This window comes from Actinoallomurus sp. CA-142502, assembly GCF_050936355.1.
GTDB lineage: Bacteria > Actinomycetota > Actinomycetes > Streptosporangiales > Streptosporangiaceae > Actinoallomurus > Actinoallomurus iriomotensis.
Window position 1 is genome coordinate 6,913,238 of sequence record NZ_JBNJMY010000001.1, and the last position, 18,109, is coordinate 6,931,346.

18 protein-coding genes are annotated in these 18,109 nt (G+C 73.4%); 4 read left to right on the forward strand and 14 right to left on the reverse strand.

All coding sequences use genetic code 11. The annotated features are described in order from the left end of the window. Positions 1-4: 4 nt before the first annotated feature. Genes ACQEV1_RS32600 through ACQEV1_RS32615 form a run of 4 tightly spaced genes read right to left on the reverse strand, consistent with a single transcriptional unit; the run spans position 5 to position 3,732 of the window. The gene (locus ACQEV1_RS32600; RefSeq protein ID WP_433398619.1) at positions 5-1,180 is read right to left on the reverse strand and encodes an FAD-dependent monooxygenase; all 1,176 of its coding nucleotides are present in this window, start codon (positions 1,178-1,180) and stop codon (positions 5-7) included. Between the two features lie 25 nt (positions 1,181-1,205). Next, positions 1,206-1,793 (reverse strand): maleylpyruvate isomerase N-terminal domain-containing protein, encoded by a 588-nt coding sequence (locus ACQEV1_RS32605; protein ID WP_433398622.1) that lies wholly within the window; start codon positions 1,791-1,793, stop codon positions 1,206-1,208. Continuing rightward, positions 1,790-2,611, reverse strand: a complete 822-nt coding sequence (locus ACQEV1_RS32610) for a fumarylacetoacetate hydrolase family protein (protein ID WP_433398625.1) — start codon at positions 2,609-2,611, stop codon at positions 1,790-1,792. The genes ACQEV1_RS32605 and ACQEV1_RS32610 overlap by 4 nt, the downstream gene beginning before the upstream one ends. Further along, positions 2,608-3,732 carry a cupin domain-containing protein gene (locus tag ACQEV1_RS32615; RefSeq protein ID WP_285623258.1) on the reverse strand — a complete coding sequence of 375 codons (1,125 nt, stop codon included), beginning with the start codon at positions 3,730-3,732 and terminating at the stop codon, positions 2,608-2,610. Before ACQEV1_RS32615 ends, ACQEV1_RS32610 begins: the two co-directional genes overlap by 4 nt. Positions 3,733-3,939: 207 nt before the next feature. Here ACQEV1_RS32615 and ACQEV1_RS32620 point away from each other — a divergent pair, with 207 nt between their 5' ends. Next, on the forward strand, positions 3,940-4,683 hold the full coding sequence (locus ACQEV1_RS32620; RefSeq protein ID WP_285623261.1) for an IclR family transcriptional regulator: 744 nt from the start codon (positions 3,940-3,942) through the stop codon (positions 4,681-4,683). A 17-nt stretch (positions 4,684-4,700) separates the two neighbouring features. Here the strand turns inward: ACQEV1_RS32620 and ACQEV1_RS32625 are convergent, their stop codons facing one another. After that, positions 4,701-5,198, reverse strand: coding sequence for a GNAT family N-acetyltransferase (locus ACQEV1_RS32625; RefSeq protein ID WP_433398630.1), 498 nt, complete (start codon positions 5,196-5,198; stop codon positions 4,701-4,703). A gap of 147 nt (positions 5,199-5,345) precedes the next feature. Here ACQEV1_RS32625 and ACQEV1_RS32630 point away from each other — a divergent pair, with 147 nt between their 5' ends. Beyond that, entirely contained in the window at positions 5,346-6,095 is a 750-nt protein-coding gene (locus tag ACQEV1_RS32630; RefSeq protein WP_433398633.1) for a CoA transferase subunit A, read from the forward strand. Next, complete coding sequence (locus tag ACQEV1_RS32635) at positions 6,095-6,733, forward strand: 3-oxoacid CoA-transferase subunit B (protein ID WP_433398636.1); 639 nt, start codon at positions 6,095-6,097, stop codon at positions 6,731-6,733. The genes ACQEV1_RS32630 and ACQEV1_RS32635 overlap by 1 nt, the downstream gene beginning before the upstream one ends. Here the strand turns inward: ACQEV1_RS32635 and ACQEV1_RS32640 are convergent. From ACQEV1_RS32640 to ACQEV1_RS32660, 5 genes are all read right to left on the reverse strand, one after another. Further along, positions 6,714-7,304 (reverse strand): TIGR03086 family metal-binding protein, encoded by a 591-nt coding sequence (locus ACQEV1_RS32640; RefSeq protein WP_433398639.1) that lies wholly within the window; start codon positions 7,302-7,304, stop codon positions 6,714-6,716. The two genes, ACQEV1_RS32635 and ACQEV1_RS32640, sit on opposite strands and share 20 nt — an antisense overlap. 83 nt (positions 7,305-7,387) lie before the next feature. Next, complete coding sequence (locus tag ACQEV1_RS32645) at positions 7,388-9,802, reverse strand: glycoside hydrolase family 95 protein (RefSeq protein ID WP_433398642.1); 2,415 nt, start codon at positions 9,800-9,802, stop codon at positions 7,388-7,390. A gap of 54 nt (positions 9,803-9,856) precedes the next feature. Further along, positions 9,857-10,693: an amidohydrolase family protein gene (locus ACQEV1_RS32650; protein ID WP_433398645.1), complete on the reverse strand. Its 837-nt coding sequence runs from the start codon at positions 10,691-10,693 to the stop codon at positions 9,857-9,859. A 1-nt stretch (position 10,694) separates the two neighbouring features. Beyond that, positions 10,695-11,600, reverse strand: coding sequence for an aldo/keto reductase (locus ACQEV1_RS32655; RefSeq protein ID WP_433398648.1), 906 nt, complete (start codon positions 11,598-11,600; stop codon positions 10,695-10,697). A 10-nt stretch (positions 11,601-11,610) separates the two neighbouring features. Continuing rightward, positions 11,611-12,708, reverse strand: a complete 1,098-nt coding sequence (locus ACQEV1_RS32660; RefSeq protein WP_285572418.1) for an aldose 1-epimerase family protein — start codon at positions 12,706-12,708, stop codon at positions 11,611-11,613. Positions 12,709-12,800: 92 nt separating this feature from the next. Here ACQEV1_RS32660 and ACQEV1_RS32665 point away from each other — a divergent pair, with 92 nt between their 5' ends. Next, positions 12,801-13,769 (forward strand): RNA-guided endonuclease InsQ/TnpB family protein, encoded by a 969-nt coding sequence (locus tag ACQEV1_RS32665; protein ID WP_433398652.1) that lies wholly within the window; start codon positions 12,801-12,803, stop codon positions 13,767-13,769. A 43-nt stretch (positions 13,770-13,812) separates the two neighbouring features. Here the strand turns inward: ACQEV1_RS32665 and ACQEV1_RS32670 are convergent, their stop codons facing one another. Genes ACQEV1_RS32670 through ACQEV1_RS32685 form a run of 4 tightly spaced genes read right to left on the reverse strand, consistent with a single transcriptional unit; the run spans position 13,813 to position 18,052 of the window. Beyond that, the gene (locus ACQEV1_RS32670; protein WP_285572422.1) at positions 13,813-14,553 is read right to left on the reverse strand and encodes an SDR family NAD(P)-dependent oxidoreductase; all 741 of its coding nucleotides are present in this window, start codon (positions 14,551-14,553) and stop codon (positions 13,813-13,815) included. Next, positions 14,550-15,716 carry a hypothetical protein gene (locus tag ACQEV1_RS32675; protein ID WP_433398656.1) on the reverse strand — a complete coding sequence of 389 codons (1,167 nt, stop codon included), beginning with the start codon at positions 15,714-15,716 and terminating at the stop codon, positions 14,550-14,552. Before ACQEV1_RS32675 ends, ACQEV1_RS32670 begins: the two co-directional genes overlap by 4 nt. Further along, the gene (locus tag ACQEV1_RS32680) at positions 15,701-16,819 is read right to left on the reverse strand and encodes a dienelactone hydrolase family protein (RefSeq protein ID WP_433398659.1); all 1,119 of its coding nucleotides are present in this window, start codon (positions 16,817-16,819) and stop codon (positions 15,701-15,703) included. Before ACQEV1_RS32680 ends, ACQEV1_RS32675 begins: the two co-directional genes overlap by 16 nt. Next, a complete protein-coding gene (locus tag ACQEV1_RS32685) occupies positions 16,820-18,052 on the reverse strand; it encodes an SGNH/GDSL hydrolase family protein (RefSeq protein WP_433398662.1) in 1,233 nt (410 codons plus the stop codon). It abuts the gene before it with no gap. Between the last annotated feature and the right edge of the window lie 57 nt (positions 18,053-18,109).

An 18,109-nucleotide genomic window follows, 5' to 3' on the forward strand; every position in this document is an offset into this window, starting at 1 on the left:
CCCTTCAGCCGTACAGCCAGTCGGTGTACCGGTGGTCGTGCGGGTCGCGCCGGCGGAACAGTTCGTTGCGCAGCAGCCGGCCTACGCCGTCCACGTGCCAGATGTCGCCCCAGGTCCGGGCGGTGTCCTGTACCCGGGCGGTGCGCTCGGTGCGTTCGGCCTCGTACCGCTTGAGCGCGTCCGTCCACTCCGGCGGCGCGGTGTCCCCAAGCTCGCGGGCCAGGCAGTGGGCGTCCTCGATCGCCTGGCAGGCGCCCTGCGCCAGATACTGCAGCATGGGATGCGCGGCGTCGCCGGTCAGGACCAGCCGGCCGTCGGTCCACTTCGGGATCGGCGGGCGGTCGTACATCGGCCAGCGGCGGTCGCGCCACAGTGACTCCAGCCCGGTCCGTACGTCCGCGCACGCTCCGGCGAACGCCGTGTCCAGCTCCTCCGGGCCGCCCCACTCCGGCTCGCCCCGCCGGTACGCCGGGGACGCGAACACCGCGACCGTGTTGAGGACCTCACCGCGCCGCAGCGCGTACTGCACCAGGTGGCAGCCGGGGCCGACGTGGACCACGACGTCGCGGAAGGTGTCCCGGTCGATCCTCGAGCCGAGGTCCGCCACGGGGAACGCGCCCCGGTAGGCGACGTACCCCGAGCAGACCGGGCGGTCGTCGCTGAGCCTGGCCCGCAGGGTGGAGTGCAGCCCGTCGGCGGCGACGGCGAGGGGTGCCCGGTGCTCGCCCAGTCGGCTGCGCACCGTCGCGCCGTCGGCGTCCGGTACGACGTCCTGGACGTCGCAGTCCGCGACCATCTCCACCCCCGCCCGCTCGCAGGCGCGGACCAGGATGGCGAGCAGGTCGCTGCGGTGGATGACGACGTACGGGGCGCCGTAGCGACGCACGAAGTCGTCGTCGAGGTCCTGATGGGTCAGCTCGCTTCCGTCCAGCGCGTCCTTGAACAGCAGCCGGCGGGGCACGACGCCGGCCTGGAGGACCTCGTCGAGCAGGCCCCAGTCCTTCAGGATCCGCGTGGCGTTGGGCGCCATCTGCAGGCCGGCTCCGACCTCGGTGAACTTCGGGGCGCGTTCGAGGACGGAGACCGCGTGCCCGGTGGAGGCCAGCGCGTAGGCGGTCGCGAGCCCCCCGATGCCTCCACCGACGACCACGATGCCGGCGGGACCGGGTGCGGAGTTCATCGTCGTGTTCCTTTTCGTCGTTCGTTCAGAGCCAGGGACCGAGCACGGGCGCCTGGGCGGCGCGTCCGCTGAGCCAGGCGGCCAGGCCGGCGGCGTGTCCCCGCGCCGCGTGCCGGGCCGCGGCGTCGGCGGCCAGCGCGGCGTTGAAGCCGTCGGGCAGGTCGGCGAAGCCCACCCCGTGGTCCAGGTCGACGGCGTGCACCGCCACCTCGCGGGCCCGCATCCATGGGATCTCCTCGGCCGGTACGGTCCGGCCCTGCGCGGTCACCACTGGGCTGCGCCACGCGCTCTCCGGCAGGGCGTCCATGTCGCCGGCCAGGGACGCGGCCGATCCGTGGACGAGGGCGCGGAGCTCGTCCGCCGGCAGCCGCGCGGCGGTCTCGATCTCCTCCGCCCGCTGCCGCGGCCCGGAGTACATCCGGTTCTCCACGCCGGTGGCGGCCCAGCCGAGCAGCCGGCGCAGGGCCTCGGCGTTGCCGTGGACGTGGGCGATGACGTGCCGGCGCGTCCAGCCGTCCAGCGCGGTCGGCGCCGCCAGCTCGTCGTCGGTGAGCCGGTCGACGACGCCGAGGAAGAGCTCGGTGCCCCGGTCCATCCAGAGCCGCGTGCTCACGCCGTCCTCGCCGTGTTCTCCAGCCGCCCGATGCCCTCGATCTCGGTCACCACGGTCGCGCCGTCCGACAGGTAACGCGGCGGCCTGCGGGCGTGGCCCACACCGCCGGGCGTGCCGGTCGCGATGACGTCGCCCGGCCGCAGTGTGAGGATGGTCGAGGCGTAACGCACCAGGTCGACCGGGTCGAACACCAGGTCGGAGGTGTCGCCCTTCTGCATCACCTCGCCGTCGACCCGGCAGGTGAGCGCGAGGGCGGGACGCACACCGCCGGGCAGCTCGTCCGGCGTGACCAGGACGGGGCCCAGCGGCGTCGTGCCCTCGAACGTCTTGCCCTGCAGCCACTCCTTGGTACGGAACTGCCAGTCCCGCATCGTGACGTCGTTCATGACGGTGAACCCGGCGATGGCCCGGGCCGCCTCGTCCTCGGACGCCCGCCGGACCGTACGGCCGATCACCACGGTGAGCTCGGCCTCCCAGTCGACGGCCGACGACTCCGGCGCCAGCCGGATGTCGTCCCGCGCGCCGATGAGGGCGTCGGCGAACTTGGCGAACAGCGTCGGGTACTCGGGGAGGTCCCGGCCCATCTCCAGGATGTGGTTGCGGTAGTTGAGCCCGACGCACAGGACCTTGCCCGGACGCGGCACCACGGGCGCGAGGGAGCCCTCGTCCAGCGGGTGGACCTCCCCGTCGGCGGACGCCGCCCCGTCCTCGCGCGCCAGGAGCGCGCCGACGTCGGGATCGTCCAGCAGGACGCACCCGCCGGGGACGATGCGGGCGGCACGGGTTCCCTCGTCCGTACGGACGGTCGCGAGCTTCACCGCGGGTTCTCCTGACGGTCGTTCTGGGCGCGGTGCTGGTACAGCCGCTCGAAGATCGGGGTGTCGCTGAAGCGGAACAGGTCCAGGCCGTTCTCGGTGGTGAGCGTCAGCGGCTGCCACGACGGCACCACGAACAGGTCGCCGCGCTCGACGGACCACGAGCGCTCCCCCACGGTGACCCGGCCCGTACCGTCGAAGACCTGGAACACCGAGGAGCCGACCTCCCGGGCGGCGGCGGTCTCCGTGCCGGGCGCGAGCCGGTGGAACTCGGCGCGCAGCGTCGGCATGACGTCGTCCCCGGTGGTGGGGTTGGTGTAGCGGACGGCGGCGTGACCGGGTTCGACCGTGGCCCGGTGTCCCTCGGCCTCCAGCGCGAGCTGCTCGGTCAGCGCGCGGTCGGTGTGCTCCCACCGGTACGCCAGCAGCGGTGTGGCGGGCGCCGGCCGCAGGTGCGTGAGCGGGCGCAGGCCGGGATGACCCCACAGCCGTTCCGACCGCGACCGTTCCGGGGCCTCCCGCGTCTCGACCTCATCGGGCCCGAACTCGAAGAACGTGGACTCGGCGAAGTGCTGGAAGGGGATGTCGAGCCCGTCGATCCAGGCCATCGGCCGGTCGGTGACGTTGTGGTGCCCGTGCCAGTGCCACCCGGCCTGGGGCAGGAAGTCGCCGCGCCGCATCGCCACCGGGTCGCCGTCCACCACCGTCCACACGCCCTCACCCTCCACCACGAAACGGAAGGCGTTCTGGGTGTGCCGGTGCACCGGGGCGTCCTCCCCGGGGTTGAGGTACTGGATCGCCGCCCACAGCGTCGGCGTCGCGAACGGCCGGCCGCCGAGCCCGGGATTGGCCAGCGCGATCGCCCGCCGCTCACCGCCGCGTCCGACCGGCACCAGCTCCCCGGCCCGCTCGGCCATCGGCAGCAGCGCCTGCCATCGCCACAGGTGCGGCAGCGCCTTCGACCGGGGAGACGGCGGCATGAGATCGCCGATCTCGGTCCACAGCGGGACGAGCAGCTCGGACTCGAAACCCCGGTACAGCGCCTCGAGCTCCGGTGTCCGCGTGGGCTGGTCGTCGGCGTCGGTCGCGACGATGCTCACCGGCGATCCGTCGGTAACGGTCATGGGCCCTCCTTCGTCGGAGGGAGTGACCACAGGGCCGTGCCTTCGATTCCCTCGCTCCGCTCGGTCATGGGCCCTCCTCCGTCGGAGGGAGTGACCACAGGGCCGTGCCTTCGATTCCCTCGCTCCGCTCGGTCATGGGCCCTCCTCGGTTCGGGCGGTGACCCCAGGATGCCGGCCATTCCGCATGGCAGATAAGCTTTTTCTGCTATGAGGAACAAGCCGCCGTACGCGCTCACCTCGGTCGACCACGCGCTCCAGCTCGCCGCGCTGTTGCAGCAGGAGGGGCCGCTGCGGGTGACCGACGCGGCCGAACGGCTGGGCGTGGCGGTCTCCACCGCTCACCGGCTGCTGGCGATGCTGGTGTACCGGGACTTCGCCGAGCAGGGCGCCGACCGGCGGTACGGGCCGGGGAAGGTGCTGCGGCCCGCGGAGATCTCCGGCGCGCCCATCGCCCTGCTGCGCGCGGTGTGCGACGCCCCGCTGAAGTGGCTCGTCGAACAGACGCAGGAGTCGGCCAACGTCGTGGTGCCGGCCCGCACCGAGGTGCGCTTCATCGCCACCGTCGAGTCTCCGCGCGTCCTGCGCGTGGGCGACCGCGTCGGGCGGTCGCTGCCGGCGCACCTGACCTCCGGCGGCAAGGCGATCCTCGCCGCGCTCCCGCCCGAGGAGGTGAGCGCGATGTACGAGGACGCCGGCGAGGTCGATCTCCCGCGGCTGCGGCGCGAGCTGGCGCTGGTGCGCAAGCGGGGGTTCGCGATCAACGATCAGCTCACCGAGACCGGCCTGACCGCGATCGGCACGGTGGTCGAGGACGCGGAGGGAGTCCCGCTGGCCGGGGTGTCCATCGCGCTGCCGACCGCGCGGTTCGACCGGGACGCCCTGCCCGCGTGGGTCAACGCGCTGTCCACCGCGGCGCGGCGCGTCGAGGACGCCCTGGCGGACCACCGCTGACCTCGCTCACGCCGAACTCACGCCGAGGGCAGCGGGAGTTCCAGTTCGAGCTCGTGCCGGATCGGGATGCCGTCGTGGCCGATCGCGGGGATCGCCGGTTTCAGGGTCCGGCTCCGGGCGACCGCGTCGTGGTGCACGGCGACGAGGTCGAAGCCGTACCGCTGGTAGAAGCGCAGCGCCGGAAGGTTGTCGTTGGTCGTGACCAGCCAGAGCCGGACGGCGCCGGCGACGCGTGCCGCCTCGGCCACCGCGTCGATGAGCGCGGTGCCCACGCCGGCGCCCTCCCGTACGGAGTCGAGCGTGACGAGTTCGCACTCCCGGCCGGCGATCCGGTAGGTGGCGACGCCGGCGCGCCGTCCGTCGAGGCGGGCGACGACGCCGGGCAACGCGGTCGTGTCGTGGGCGACGCCCCGGCTCACCGAGACGACCCCGCCCCATCGTTCGGCGAACAGCGCCCGCAGCCAGACGAGGTCCTCGCCGGTGAGTGCCCGCACGGTCGGCCGGTCGTCTCGCAACGGCGCTCCTCTCATCGGGGCCGGACTCGCCACCAGTGTGCCGTCCGCACGGCCGCCGGTTGACATCGCAGGTGACGGCGGCGGAGACTGCCTCGATCCGTTTTTGAAGGAAAGTTCACCAGGCGAACAGACGACGGCGGGTGGGGCATGGGCAAGGTGGTGGCGAGCGCCGCGACGGCGGTCGCCGACGTACGGGACGGGGCCTCCCTGGCCGTCGGCGGGTTCGGGCTGAGCGGCGTGCCGAACGTCCTCATCGAGGCGGTGCGCGTGGCCGGGCCCCGCGAGCTGAGCGTCGTGTCGAACAACTGCGGGGTCGACGGCGGCGGTCTCGGCCTCCTGCTCGAGGCGGGCATGATCGCCCGGGTGACCGGCTCCTACATCGGCGAGAACAAGACGTTCGCCCGCAAGTACCTGGCCGGTGAGGTCGAGGTCGAACTGGTTCCGCAGGGGACCCTGGCCGAGCGGCTGCGCGCCGGCGGCTGCGGGATCCCGGCCTTCTACACCCCCGCCGGGGTCGGAACGGCCGTCGCCGAGGGCGGCATGCCGTGGCGGTACGCGGCGGACGGCACCGTCGCCGTCGCCTCCCCCGCCAAGGAGGTCCGTGCCTTCGACGGCGTCGACCACGTGCTGGAGCGCGGCATCACCACCGACTTCGCGCTGGTACGGGCGCTGCGCGGGGACCCGTACGGCAACCTGGTGTTCGCCAAGGCTTCCCGGAACTTCAACCCGCTCGCCGCGATGGCCGGCCGCACCACGATCGCCGAGGTCGAGGAGCTCGTGGACGCCCTCGACCCTGAGGAGGTTCAGCTGCCGGGCGTGTTCGTACAACGGGTCGTGGCCCTGACACCCGAGCAGGCGGCCGCCAAGGGGATCGAGAAGAGGACGGTGCGCGCCTGATGGCCTGGACCCGTGACGAGATGGCGGCCCGCGCCGCCGCCGAACTGACCGACGGCGCCTACGTGAACCTCGGCATCGGCCTGCCCACCCTCGTGCCGGGACACGTGCCGCCCGGTGTGCGGGTCGTCCTGCACTCGGAGAACGGGGTCCTCGGCGTCGGCCCCTACCCGCGCGAGGACGAGGTCGACCCCGACCTGATCAACGCGGGCAAGGAGACGGTCACCGTCCTTCCGGGCGCGTCCTTCTTCGACTCGTCCCTGTCGTTCGGGATGATCCGCGGCGGCCACATCGACGCCGCGATCCTGGGCGCCATGCAGGTGTCGGCCCGCGGCGACCTGGCGAACTGGATGATCCCCGGCGCGATGGTCAAGGGTATGGGCGGCGCGATGGACCTGGTCCACGGCGCGCGCCGCGTGATCGTCCTGACCACGCACAACGCCAAGGACGGCCGCCCGAAGATCGTCAAGGAGTGCGACCTGCCGCTGACCGGCCGGGAGTGCGTCCACCGGATCATCACCGACATCGCCGTCCTGGACGTCACGCCGGCGGGCCTCGTCCTCGTCGAGACCGCCCCCGGCGTCGGCACCGGAGAGGTCGCGGACCGCACCGGCGCGCCGATCACCTCCGCGGTCGGGTAGCGGGCGGGCCGGTGTCCGCCGGCCGGCCCAGAAAGCACAGGAGGCGCACACGGGCGGACGCGCCCGGTGCCACCGGCGCCTCCGGGGCGTAGTGGCGAGGGTCGCGCCGCTCGCCGATGACGCGCCGGGCGGCGTCGAGTCCGGTCTCCCACGCCCGGGGCGAAGAGGTGAAGGTCGCGCCGGTGGCCTGGGCGATGTCCCAGCCGTGGGCGAGCAGGTCGAACAGGTTGATGCCGGCCGCCAGCTCGGCGGGGAACGTGCCGAAGGGCAGGTGGCAGCTCCGGCGCGGATCGGCGTGACGCCACGCGGCCCGTGCGTCGTCGGCGGCGGCGTCGAAGGCGGCGCGGTGATCGGCGGCGACGAGGGCGCGGGTGCGCGGCCGGTCGGTCGTGCCACGGGCGAAGGCGGTGAACTTACGGGTCACCGCGATCGCGTGGTCGACGACGTGGGCGACGTCCCAGCCGGGGTTCGGCGTGGGGAGCCCGAGCTCCGCCGGGGTGACCTGGTCGAGCAGACCGCGCCACGCCTCAAGGGCGGCACCCAGCGCGCGCACGGTCGGGTGGTCGTCCATTCCGCCCACGGTAGACGGCGATCGGCTCGGTGCCGCCCCCACGCGACACCGAGCCGATCGGGATCATCCCCGCACCATCGAGGTCAGGACGGCCGGATCCGGTACGTCTGACCCGGCCGGGTGTCGAAGACCACCACGTTGGCCTCGGGCCGTTCGACGCGCGCACCCGTCACCGACACCGGCGCCTGGGTCCTGATGCGGACCTGCTCGCCGAGGTCGGAGCGGATGTCGGCCTGGGTCAGGCGTCCCTGTGACCACTCGATGCCGACCTCGAAGCCGCCCCGCGCCCGCAGGCCGCGCACGTGGCCGGTCGGCCACGCGTCGGCGGGCAGCGTCGGGAGCAGGAACAACTCCCCCGCGTGGCTGTGCAGCAGCATCTCGGTGATGCCCGAGACGCCGCCGAAGTTGCCGTCGATCTGGAACGGCGGGTGCAGGTCGAACATGTTGGGCGCGGTCCGTGCCGGGGTGAGCAGCCTGGACAGGTGCTCGTAGGCCTTCGCGGAGTCCTCCAGCCGGGCCCAGATGTTGATCTTCCAGGCCAGAGACCATCCCTGGCCGGCGTTTCCGCGCAGTTCGAGGCTCCGCTTGGCGGCGTTGACCAGATCGGGGGTCTGCCGCGGCACGATCTGCGCGCTGGGGAACACGCCCCACAGGTGGGAGACGTGCCGGCTCTGCACCAGCGCCGCCTCCCGCCAGTCCTCCAGCCACTCCTGCAGCTGGCCCAGGTAGCCGATCTGCATGGGCGCGAGCCGCGCGCGGGCCGCCTTCACCTTCGCGCGGAAGTCGCGGTCCTGGCCGAGGATCTCCGACGCCTCGGCGCAGGCGTCGAACAGGTCGCGCAGGATCTGCATGTCCATCGTCGGACCGGCGCAGATGCTCACGCTCTCGCCCTCGTCCTGGTGGTGCGTGACCTCGGGCGACTGCGACGGGTTGGTGATCAGCCAGCCGTGCTCGGGGTCCTCCACCAGCGTGTCGAGGAAGAACTGCGCGGCACCCTTCATCACCGGGTAGTCGTGCCGCAGCAGGTTCTTGTCACCGGTGAAGCGGTAGCGGTCCCACAGCACGACCGACAGCCACGCGCCGCCGCTCGGCCACATGCCGTACTGCGCGTAGTCGACCGGCGCCGTGCCGCGCCAGCCGTCGGTGTTGTGGTGGAGCACCCAGCCGTCGGCGCCGTACTGCGTCTTCGCGGTACGGCGGCCGGACTCCGCCAGCTCGTGGACCATGGCCGCCGCGGGTTCCCAGCAGTCGGCCAGGTTCGTCGGCCCGGCGGGCCAGTAGTTCATCTCGAAGTTGATGTTGACGGTGTACTTGGACTCCCAGGCCGGGGTCATGCTGTCGTTCCACAGGCCCTGCAGGTTCGCGGGCTGGCCGGGCGAGCGCGAGCAGGAGATCAGCAGGTAGCGGCCGTACTGGAAGTAGAGGGCGGCGAGCTGCGGGTCGGCGCCCGAGGCGAACAGCGGGATCCGTTCGTCGGTGGGCAGGCTCACGTTGTCGGAGGTGCCCAGGTCGATGTCGACGCGGCCGAACAGCCGGTGATGGTCCGCGACGTGGGTGCGCCGGAGCAGGTCGTAGGGCTTGGCCACCGCGGGAGTGAGCGGCCGGCGCGCCCGCGCCGCCGGGTCCGCGCCGACGTCCTGATAGTTGCGGTAGCTGGTGCCGACCGAGATGACCAGGGTGACGGAGTTCGCCTCCTCGACGATGAGCTTGCCCTGATCGGTGTGGATCTTCCCGCCGTCCGCGGTGGCCCGCGCCAGCGCCTGGAAGCGTACGGCGCCGGCCCGGCCCTGCCACTCGCCGCTGACACCGTCGAGTGCGATGGTGTGGCCGTCGGAGGCCGACGTGGTCGTCTGCTGCGGGCTGTCGAAGTTCGCCTGGAAGGAGATCGAGCCCGGCTTGTCGGCGGTCAGGCGCATCACGATGACCTGGTCGGGCGTGCTGGCGAACACCTCACGGGTGTGGCGGACGCCGCCGCGCAGGTACGTGACCTTCGTGATCGCCGTGGTGAGGTCGAGCTCGCGCTGGTACTCGGTCACCTCGCCGGTGTCGGGGAAGGTGAGGTTCAGGTTTCCGACGGGCTGGTACGCCGCCTGCTCCGACGGGCGGCCGAGGAACTTGGCGTCGACCAGCCTCTGCGCCTGGTTCCACTTGCCGTCGAGCACCAGCTGGCGGATCTGCGGAAGGGCGGCCAGGGCGTCGGGGCTGTCGTAGTCGTGCGGGCTGCCCGCCCAGATGGTGTCCTCGTTGAGCTGGAGGCGTTCGGTGTCGGTCCCGCCGAAGACCATCGCGCCCAGCCGGCCGTTCCCGACCGGGAGGGCCTGAAGCCATTCCTGCGCGGGGCCCTTGTACCAGAGGCGAAGCGGATTGGTCTCCTGGCCGGCGGCGGTGCCGGCGAGAGCCGGGTCGGCGAGGGCGCCGCCAGCGACCATGGTCGCCGAGGCGACCGCCGCGCCGACGCCGGCGGCCTTGAGGACGTCACGCCGGGATGGTTTGGACATGTCGGTCCCTTTCTTCGTTACTGCGAGCGGTGGACCCCCCGAGAGACAGAAGGTTCAGGGCGGCGCGAGGTGGTACGCGCGGGCGGCGGTGCCGCCGAAGACCGCCTCCCGGTCCTCGTCCGGCAGATCGCCGGTGAGGCCTTCCGCGGCGGCGACGACCTCCGCGTACGAGGCGGCGAGCAGGCAGACGGGCCAGTCGGAGCCGAACATGACCCGGCGCGGGCCGAACGCCTCCAGCACCACTTCCGCGTACGGTGTCCAGGCCGCCCGCGGGGCCGCGGTCAGCATCCCGGACAGCTTGCAGAACGTCCCCGGCTCGGCGGCGAGGGCGCGAACCTCCGCCGCCCACGTACCGAACCCGCCGTCGGCGGGCCGGGGCGCGGCCAGGTGGTCCAGCACGAACGTCAGCCCGGGGACGGCGCGCGCGGCGCGGACGGCGGCCGAGAGGTGGTGCGGCCGGATGAGCAGGTCGAAGGCCAGGCCCGCGTCGCGTACGGCGGTGAGCCCGCGCAGTACGTCGGGCCGGCACAGCCAGAGCGGGTCGGCCTCGGTGTGCGCGGGATGACGGAGCCCGGCCAGGTGCTCGCCGCCGCGGGCGGCTCGCAGCTTCGCGAGGGCGTCGGCGACGCCGGGCGCGGTGAGGTCGGCCCAGCCCACGACGCCCGCGACGAGGTCCTCGCGGTGCGCGAGTTCGAGGAGTTCGAGGGTCTCCTCCACGACGCTCGCCGTCTGCACCACGACCGTCCCGGAGACGCCCGCCGCCCGTGCGGCCGGGCGGAGGTCGTCGACGGTGAAGTCGCGGCGGATCGCGGTCATCGACGGCCCCGCGATCCACGGCTGGTCGCGGAGGCCCAGGTCCCACACGTGGTGGTGGGCGTCGATCCGGGGCATGTCAGAGCTCCTCGAGTTCGGCCCACAGCGGCTCGGGGACCGGCGGGGCCGTCGTCGCCGCGGACACCTCCGCGGGGGTGCGGGCGCCGACGACCACTCCCGTCACGGCCGGATGCCGGAGCGGGTAGCGCACGGCCGCGGCGCTCAGCGGCACCCCGTACGCGGCGCATCGGCGGGCCATGGCCCGCGCCCGGTCCAGCACGGCCTCCCCGGCCGGGGCGTAGTCGAAGTGCGCGCCCGGCCGCGGGTCGGCCAGCACCCCGCTGTTGAACACGCCCGCGACGATCACCGCGACGCCCCGCTCCCGGCAGCGCGGCAGCAGGTCACGGGCCGCCTCACGGTCCAGCAGCGAGTAGCGGCCCGCCACCATGACGCAGTCCACGTCGGTCTCGGCCACGAAGCGCGACAACAGGTGGGTCTGGTTCATCCCCACCCCGATCGCCTTCACCGCGCCCTCGTCACGGAGCCGTTCCAGCGCCGGGTACGCCTCGCCGACCGCCTCGGCCCAGTAGTCGTCCGGGTCGTGGATGTACAGGAGGTCGAAGGCGTCCAGGCCGGTCCGTTCGAGGCTGCCGGCCAGGGAGCGGTAGACGCCGTCGCGGCTGTAGTCGCGGACCTGCGTCCCGTCCGGCCGCAGCAGCCGGCCGACCTTGCTGGAGACCACGGCCTCGGCGCGCCGGGCCGGGGTGAGGAAGGCGCCGAGCCGGCGTTCGGCCAGCCCGGCCCCGTAATGCGGCGCGGTGTCGAAGTAGCGGACGCCCGCGTCCCAGGCGGCCTGGAGGGTCGCCGCCGCCTGGTCTTCCCTCACCGCCTCGAACAGCCCGCCGATCGGCGCGGTGCCCAGCCCCAGCCGGCCGAGGGTCAGGCCGCCGCGGCCGACGGGGCGGCGGTCCGGTGTTCCGTCCATCCCGGGCACCTCAGGAGAGACGGGCCTGGAGGGCGGCGATCTGCTCGGCGCCCTGGTGGACCCGGAAGCTCGTCCGGTACGTCCGGGACTCGCCCGGCCCGAGCCAGATCATGCTTCCGTCGTCGCGGGCCGCCGCGTCGCCGGCCACGTGGTGCGTCGACGGCTCCACGCCGACCGCGTAGTCGCCCGCGCGCAGGTTCAGCCACTGGAAGAAGCAGGGGAACTCCGCGGCCCGCCACTCGACGCTCACCGCGAGGCCGAGCCGGTCGTTGACGAGGGCGGCACCGGTCACCCCCTCCTCGTCGGAGGCGAGTTCGTGCTCGTACACCTGCTCGACGAAGCCCGGCAGCGGCGCCGGGAGGACGCGGTTGTCCACGCCCTGCTCGGCGACGCTGTCCGACCGCCACACCGTCTCGCGCACCGGCGCGAGGAACCGGCTGCCCTGGTCGAGCAGCGGCCAGCCGAGGTTGATGTGGTACAGGAACATGTGCGGGACCGGGTCGAACCCCGGGTTGGTCACGGTGTCGACCAGCCGGATCTCGTCTCCGCCCAGGTCGGCCTCGATGCGGCGCGTGAGCCGGAGGTTCTCGGCGAACACCGCGGCCTGCCGCACCTCGCCCTCGGCCCACAGCACGCAGCGGTCGCCGTCCCACCGCTCGCCGTAGCCGGTCAGCCGCGCGGGAATGTTGCCGACCCGGCCGTGCAGCCCGTGCCGTACCGTCGGCCGCGGCGGATACCGGTACGACGCCGAGTCCACCTCACCGCCGAACAGGGTGTGGTCCAGCCCGCCCGTCACGGTCAGGCCGGAGAACGAGCGGAGCCAGGACAGCCCGTCCTCGTCCGCGTTCTCGTGCAGGCCGGGGTGACGGAAGCCGGTCCGTGACCGCCAGCCGAACGCCCGTCCGGCGTGCTCGGCCGCGCCGATGTCCATGCACCGGTCCACGAGCACGTCGAACGCCAGCCCGCTGCCGGTGCGGAACTCCAGCGTCCGGATCCCGCGCTCCAGGCCGTCCCCGAGCGTCACCAGCCGGACACCACCGGCCGCCGCCACGTCACCGGCCCGCGCGGCGAGCTCCCGCCGTCCGGTCTCTTTTCCGTACAGGTTCATCGGCTGCGCGGCGTTGAGACCCTGACTGTCAGGCCGGGGTAGGCACGCCGCTCCCTCCTTGGAATGTCGGTGGTGGTGGTTGGCGTCGTCGCATGCGATTTCGGCTTCAGCCCACGCCCGCTCAGGAGGCGGCGTTGCTGGAGCACTGTGCGCATGCCCGGTATGTGTGGAATCTGGCGTGTGAGCAGCACCTGCACTGGCGGCCGGGGCGTGCGAGCGCGCCGGGCTATGCCGAACAATGCCGTCAGCTGACCGAGGCCAGGAGAGAGTTCGCGTGGCTGGCGGCGGGTTCGCAGACGGTGCAGCAGCAGGCGTTGCGGGATTTCGGCCAGGCCATGGCGCATTTCTTCACCGGCACGCATCGGCGTCCGAGGTGGCGTAAGGCGGGCGTGCACGAGGGGTTCCGGATCGTCGGCCACCGTGGCGCTCACTGGGACGTTCGGCGGCTGTCTCGCAAGGTCGGTGAGGTTCAGATCCGCCGGCTGGCGCGCGCCGCGCGTGGGTCGAACCGGCACAAACGCATCAAGACCGCGATCGCCCGGTTGAAAGCCCGCCAGACCGATCGGCGCAAGGACTGGGTGGAGAAGACCTCCACCGATCTGGCCCGCCGCTTCGACCTGATCCGCCTCGAAGATTTGAAAATCGGCAACATGGTCCGCTCCGCACGCGGCACCATCGCCGCACCGGGCGTGAACGTGCGCGCCAAAGCCGGACTCAACCGCTCCATCCACGCAGCCGGATGGGGCCACCTGGCGACCTGGCTGGAGCACAAAGCCGTCGGCCGGGTAGAGAAAATCCATCCCGCTTATACGTCCCAGACCTGTCATGCCTGTGGGCATTGCGCAGCGGACAACCGTGAGAGCCAAGCGGTTTTTCGCTGTCGCGCCTGCGGGCATGTCGATCACGTGGACGTGAACGCGGCGAAAAATATCGCGGCAGGGCGTGCCGTGACGTGCCTGTCCCGACCAACCGACCCCGACCGACCTCCCGTGCGGGGAGCCCTCCAGCCACTGGGCGGGGCCATGAACCGCGAACCTCAACCTGTTCTCTCCTCTGTGTAGAAGGATCGGGTTGGAATCCCCCGCCTCCAGGCAGGGGAGGACGTCAAGTCATCACCCAGCCGCCGTTGACCTCGATCGTCTGGCCGGTCACGAACGACGCGTCCGGGCCGGCCAGGAAGGCCACGACGGAGGCGAGTTCCTCGGACCTGCCGCGCCGTTGCAGCGCCTGCCGTTCCAGCACGAACCGGGTGTATGCCTCCGGGTCCGGGTGGATCTCCTCCGCGGCGGTCGGGAAGGCGCCCGGCGAGACCGCGTTGACGCGGATGTCGTGGGGCCCGAGCTCGCGGGCGAGCGCACGGGTCAGGGCGGTCACCGCGCCCTTGGTCGCGACGTAGGCGGCGAGGTTCGCCCACCCGCCGTGCATGGTGATGGACGCGATGTTGACGATCGCGCCGCCGCCGCGCTCGGCCATCCGCCGGGCCGTGGCCTGGGCGGCGACCCAGTACGCGCGCTGGTTGACCGCCTGCACGTCGTCGTACTCGGCGAGCGGCACCTCCAGGAACGGCCGGCTGGGATAGACGGCCGCGTTGTTGACGAGGATCCCCACCGGGCCGAGCCCGGCGGCGGCCGCCGTCACCGCCGTCTCGATCGCCGCCGCGTCGCGCAGGTCGACGGTCAGCGGCAGGACGGTGCCGCCCGCGCCCTCGATGAGACGCACGGTCTCGGTGAGCGAGGACTCGTCGACGTCGAGGGCGGCCACCGGGTGTCCGTCGGTGGCCAGGCGCAGCGCCGTGGCACGGCCGAGGGCCCCGCCCGCACCGGTAACAAGGGCACTGGTGGTCATGGGCATCTCCAGGAGCGGTAGAGAGTGTCGAGGTCACGAAGAAGGCTTCGGGGCCGTACGCGGCCGGCGATCCCGTCGCGGAGCAGGCGCGACGCGGCGTCCTGGAACGGGACGTAGCCGGCGCCCGTCGGCCGCACCCAGGCCGCCTCGACGGTGGCGAGGGTGGCGCGGTAGAACCCGCCGCTCAACGCGCTCGCCTCGGCGTCGGTCCAGGTGGAGCGGGCCGCCGGCTGCCCGCCGGCGGCCGGGTACAGGTCGCGCTGCACCGCCGGGGAGCAGAGGCGGCGCAGATGGTCGCGGATCGCGTCGCGCACCGCGGGGTCGGCCGCGCGCGGGCGTGAGACGGCCAGCCCGGTGCCGCCGAGGACGCTGCCCGGCCGCCCGCCCGGCTCCCACGCCGGCGCGTCGGCGTACCGCAGGCCGCCGGCGTAGGTCACGTAGCCGTCGACGAGCGGGCAGTACGCCGGGCCGTCGCCGGCCGCGATCGCCTCCAGGACGCCGACCGGACCGCGCCGCCAGACCTCGGAGCCGCAGCGCGAGACCAGTTCGGCCATGGTGTCCAGCGCGGCCTCGCCCGCGTCCGGCGGGACGACGGTGCCCTCGTACCGGCAGGGCGGGGCGCCCTGGGCCACGCAGAGCGCGCAGAAGGTCAGGAAGGCGTGGGGCCCGCCGAGGCACAGGGTCACCGGGTACGAGCGGGCCAGTTCCCGCACCTCCGCCCAGGTGCCGGGCAGCGCGGCCGCTAGGTCCCGCCGGGCGGCGGCGACCTGGGCCGCGGCGTCGACCGGCAACGCCCACGGGCGGCCGTCGATCACGTGGCTGTCGTAGGAGGCGCCGACCGAGCCGTCCCGCCACGCGGCCAGCTCCGCCTCGTCGAACAGCTCGTCCAGGGGCAGCAGGCAGCCGTCGGCGACGGCCGTGCCGAGGGCCGCGTGATCGACGACGAGGACGTCGTGGCCGGGCGTGAGGGCCGCCAGGGAACCCGACTCGAGGTCCTCGATCGGCCGGCGGTCCCAGCGCAGCGGGCGGCGTACGGGCTCGTAGGGGTACGGGCCGCGCGGGCCCGACCGGTCGTCCAGGCGCGCCAGCGTGTCCAGCGGCGCGTACCCTCGCGGATGATCCCAGGTCATGCCGCGCAGTTCGGCGGTCATCCGGTCAGCCACCGGCGTAGGTGGTCGATCGCGGACTCCTGCAGGGCGCGGTCGAACCGGTGCGGGCCCGGCACGAACTCGCCCACGTACGCCTCGGCCGCGCCCGCCCGGCGGTAGTGCCCGGCGAGGCGCCGGTGGGCGGCCTCCATCCCCGCGAGGGGGAACAACCGGTCGTCGCGCAGGTACTGCACCAGCAGCGGGGACGGCGCGCGGGCGGCGGCCAGGTCGGGCCAGTCGCCGGCCCGCCGCAGGTCCGGCGGGAAGAACATCCAGGTGTGCCCGGCGACGTGCCGGTCGAGCAGCGCTCCGTGCGTGCTCATCATCCCGGTCACGACCGCCGCGCCCACGTGCGGGCTCGTCGCCTGGAGCAGCGCCGACCGGCACCCTCCGCCGGAGAAGCCGACGCAGCCGATCGGCCCGTCGCCGACGTCCGGCCGGGCCAGGAGATACGCGGCGGCGATCCGGTCCTCGTACGCGGCGACGCCGGCCAGGCTCAGGCCGAGCACCGCGCAGTGCTTGGCGACCACGTGCTCGTGCCGCGCGGCGAGGCGGTTGTACGAGCGAAGATCCGCCGGATCGCCGTCGGCGGGCTCGGCCGCGATCCACTCACCGTCCGGTGCGGGGTCGATCATGTGCTCGGCGGGGAACCGGCGGCTCCCCCACAGGAAGACGTCGGGGACCAGGACCGTGAAGCCGGCGCGGGCGACGGCGTCGGCGAACGGACGGCCGCCGTAGAACTCCCGCCGAAGGCCCGCGACACCGGGGACCTCGCCGTCCGGGCCGTCCGCGATCTTCTCCTTGCCGTGGTACTTGAAGGCGTCGTGGCCGTGCAGGGCGAGGACGCCGGGCAGCGGCCCGCGCGCCCCGGACGGGCGCAGCAGCCACGCGTGCGTCCGCGGGCCGTACCCGGCCGACCAGGACACCTCTTCGCCGTCGATCCCGTCCCTGGACCAGCGGCGTTCCACTCTTGGCGCGATCGGGGCCTCGTCGCGGTCAGCGCCGATGATCCGGCGCGCCGCGGCCATGTCGAGACGGCCGTCGCCCGGCGGGGCGAGGACGGCCGCGGCCTCGGCGAGATCGCCGAACGCGCCGAGGCCCGCGTCGCTGTCGGTCACCTACTCTCCGTCCGTCCCGTGCCGGTCGCAGCGCAGCAGGCCCAGGTCGACCGAGTCGGCGATGGCCTGGTACCCGGCGTCGCTGAGGTGCAGGTGGTCGCCCGAGTCGTCCGCGGGAAGCAGCCGCGTCGGGTCGTCCGGGTCGCGGGTCGCCCGGTCGTAGTCGACCACCCCGTCGAACACTCCGCTCGTGCGGATGAACGCGTTGACCTCCTGGCGGACGGCCTCGTTACGGTCGCCCTCGTAGACCGACCCGCCGAACGGCGTGATGGTCGCGCCGATGAGGCAGCGGCCCGCGGCATGGGCCTTCGCGACCATGTCCCGGTAGCCGGCGATCAGCGCGTCCGCCGAGGCTCCGCCCGTGCCTATGTCGTTGACCCCCTCGAAGAGGATCACGGTCCGTACGCCGGGCTTGGTCAGGACGTCCTGGACCAGCCTCGTCCGCCCGCTGCGGCCGACACCGTCCTTGAGGACCTGGTTGGCGGAGATCCCCTCGTTGGTCACGGCGAGCCGCCGCGCGGGCGGCAGCGCGCGCAACCGGTCGGCGAGGAGGTCGGGCCACCGGTGGTTCGCGTTCTGGGTGGAGCCGACGCCCGAGGTGATCGAGTCACCGAGGGCGGCGACCGTCGAGACGGTCCTCGGCGCGGTCACGACGACGGCGTCCAGCCAGAACCACACGGCCGACTGCGTCGGGAACGACGTGCCCGACTCCTCGGCGGCGTGGTCGCCCGTCGTGGACTTGTAGGTGTACTGCATGGTGCGGTTGTGCGCGGTCAGCTTCCCGCTGGTGCCCTGGAGGTACAGGCTCACCTCCAGGTCGCTCCCGTCCGGCACCCGGCCCGGAAGCGGGTCGCTGAACGCCACGGCGCCCGCCGGGACCGTCACCGACGACCGGCCGCCGAAGCTCAGGCGGCGGTTGGACCCGGGCACGAGTTCCGGCCCCGACCGCCGGCGGCCGACGTACGCGGCGCCGAACGTCACCGGCTGGTCGCCCATGACGTTCGACAGCCGGATCCGCAGGCCGGTGCCGCCGCGGCTGATGTGCACGGGGTTCCGCACGGTCATCTCGGTGAGGGTGCCGCCGGTGGTGTCGTCGGCGGCGGCCCAGGTGGACACCTCGTTCGCGCGCCCGCCGACGGCGTGGGCCGGCGTACCGGCCAGACCGGTGGCGAGCGCCGTGAACACCACGCCCGTGGCCATGCCGAACCGGCGCGTTCTTTTCTTCGAGATCAACGTCGCTCCTCGACGTCCTGGCGCGGGGCGGGCCCGTACGGGCCCGCCCCGGCGCGT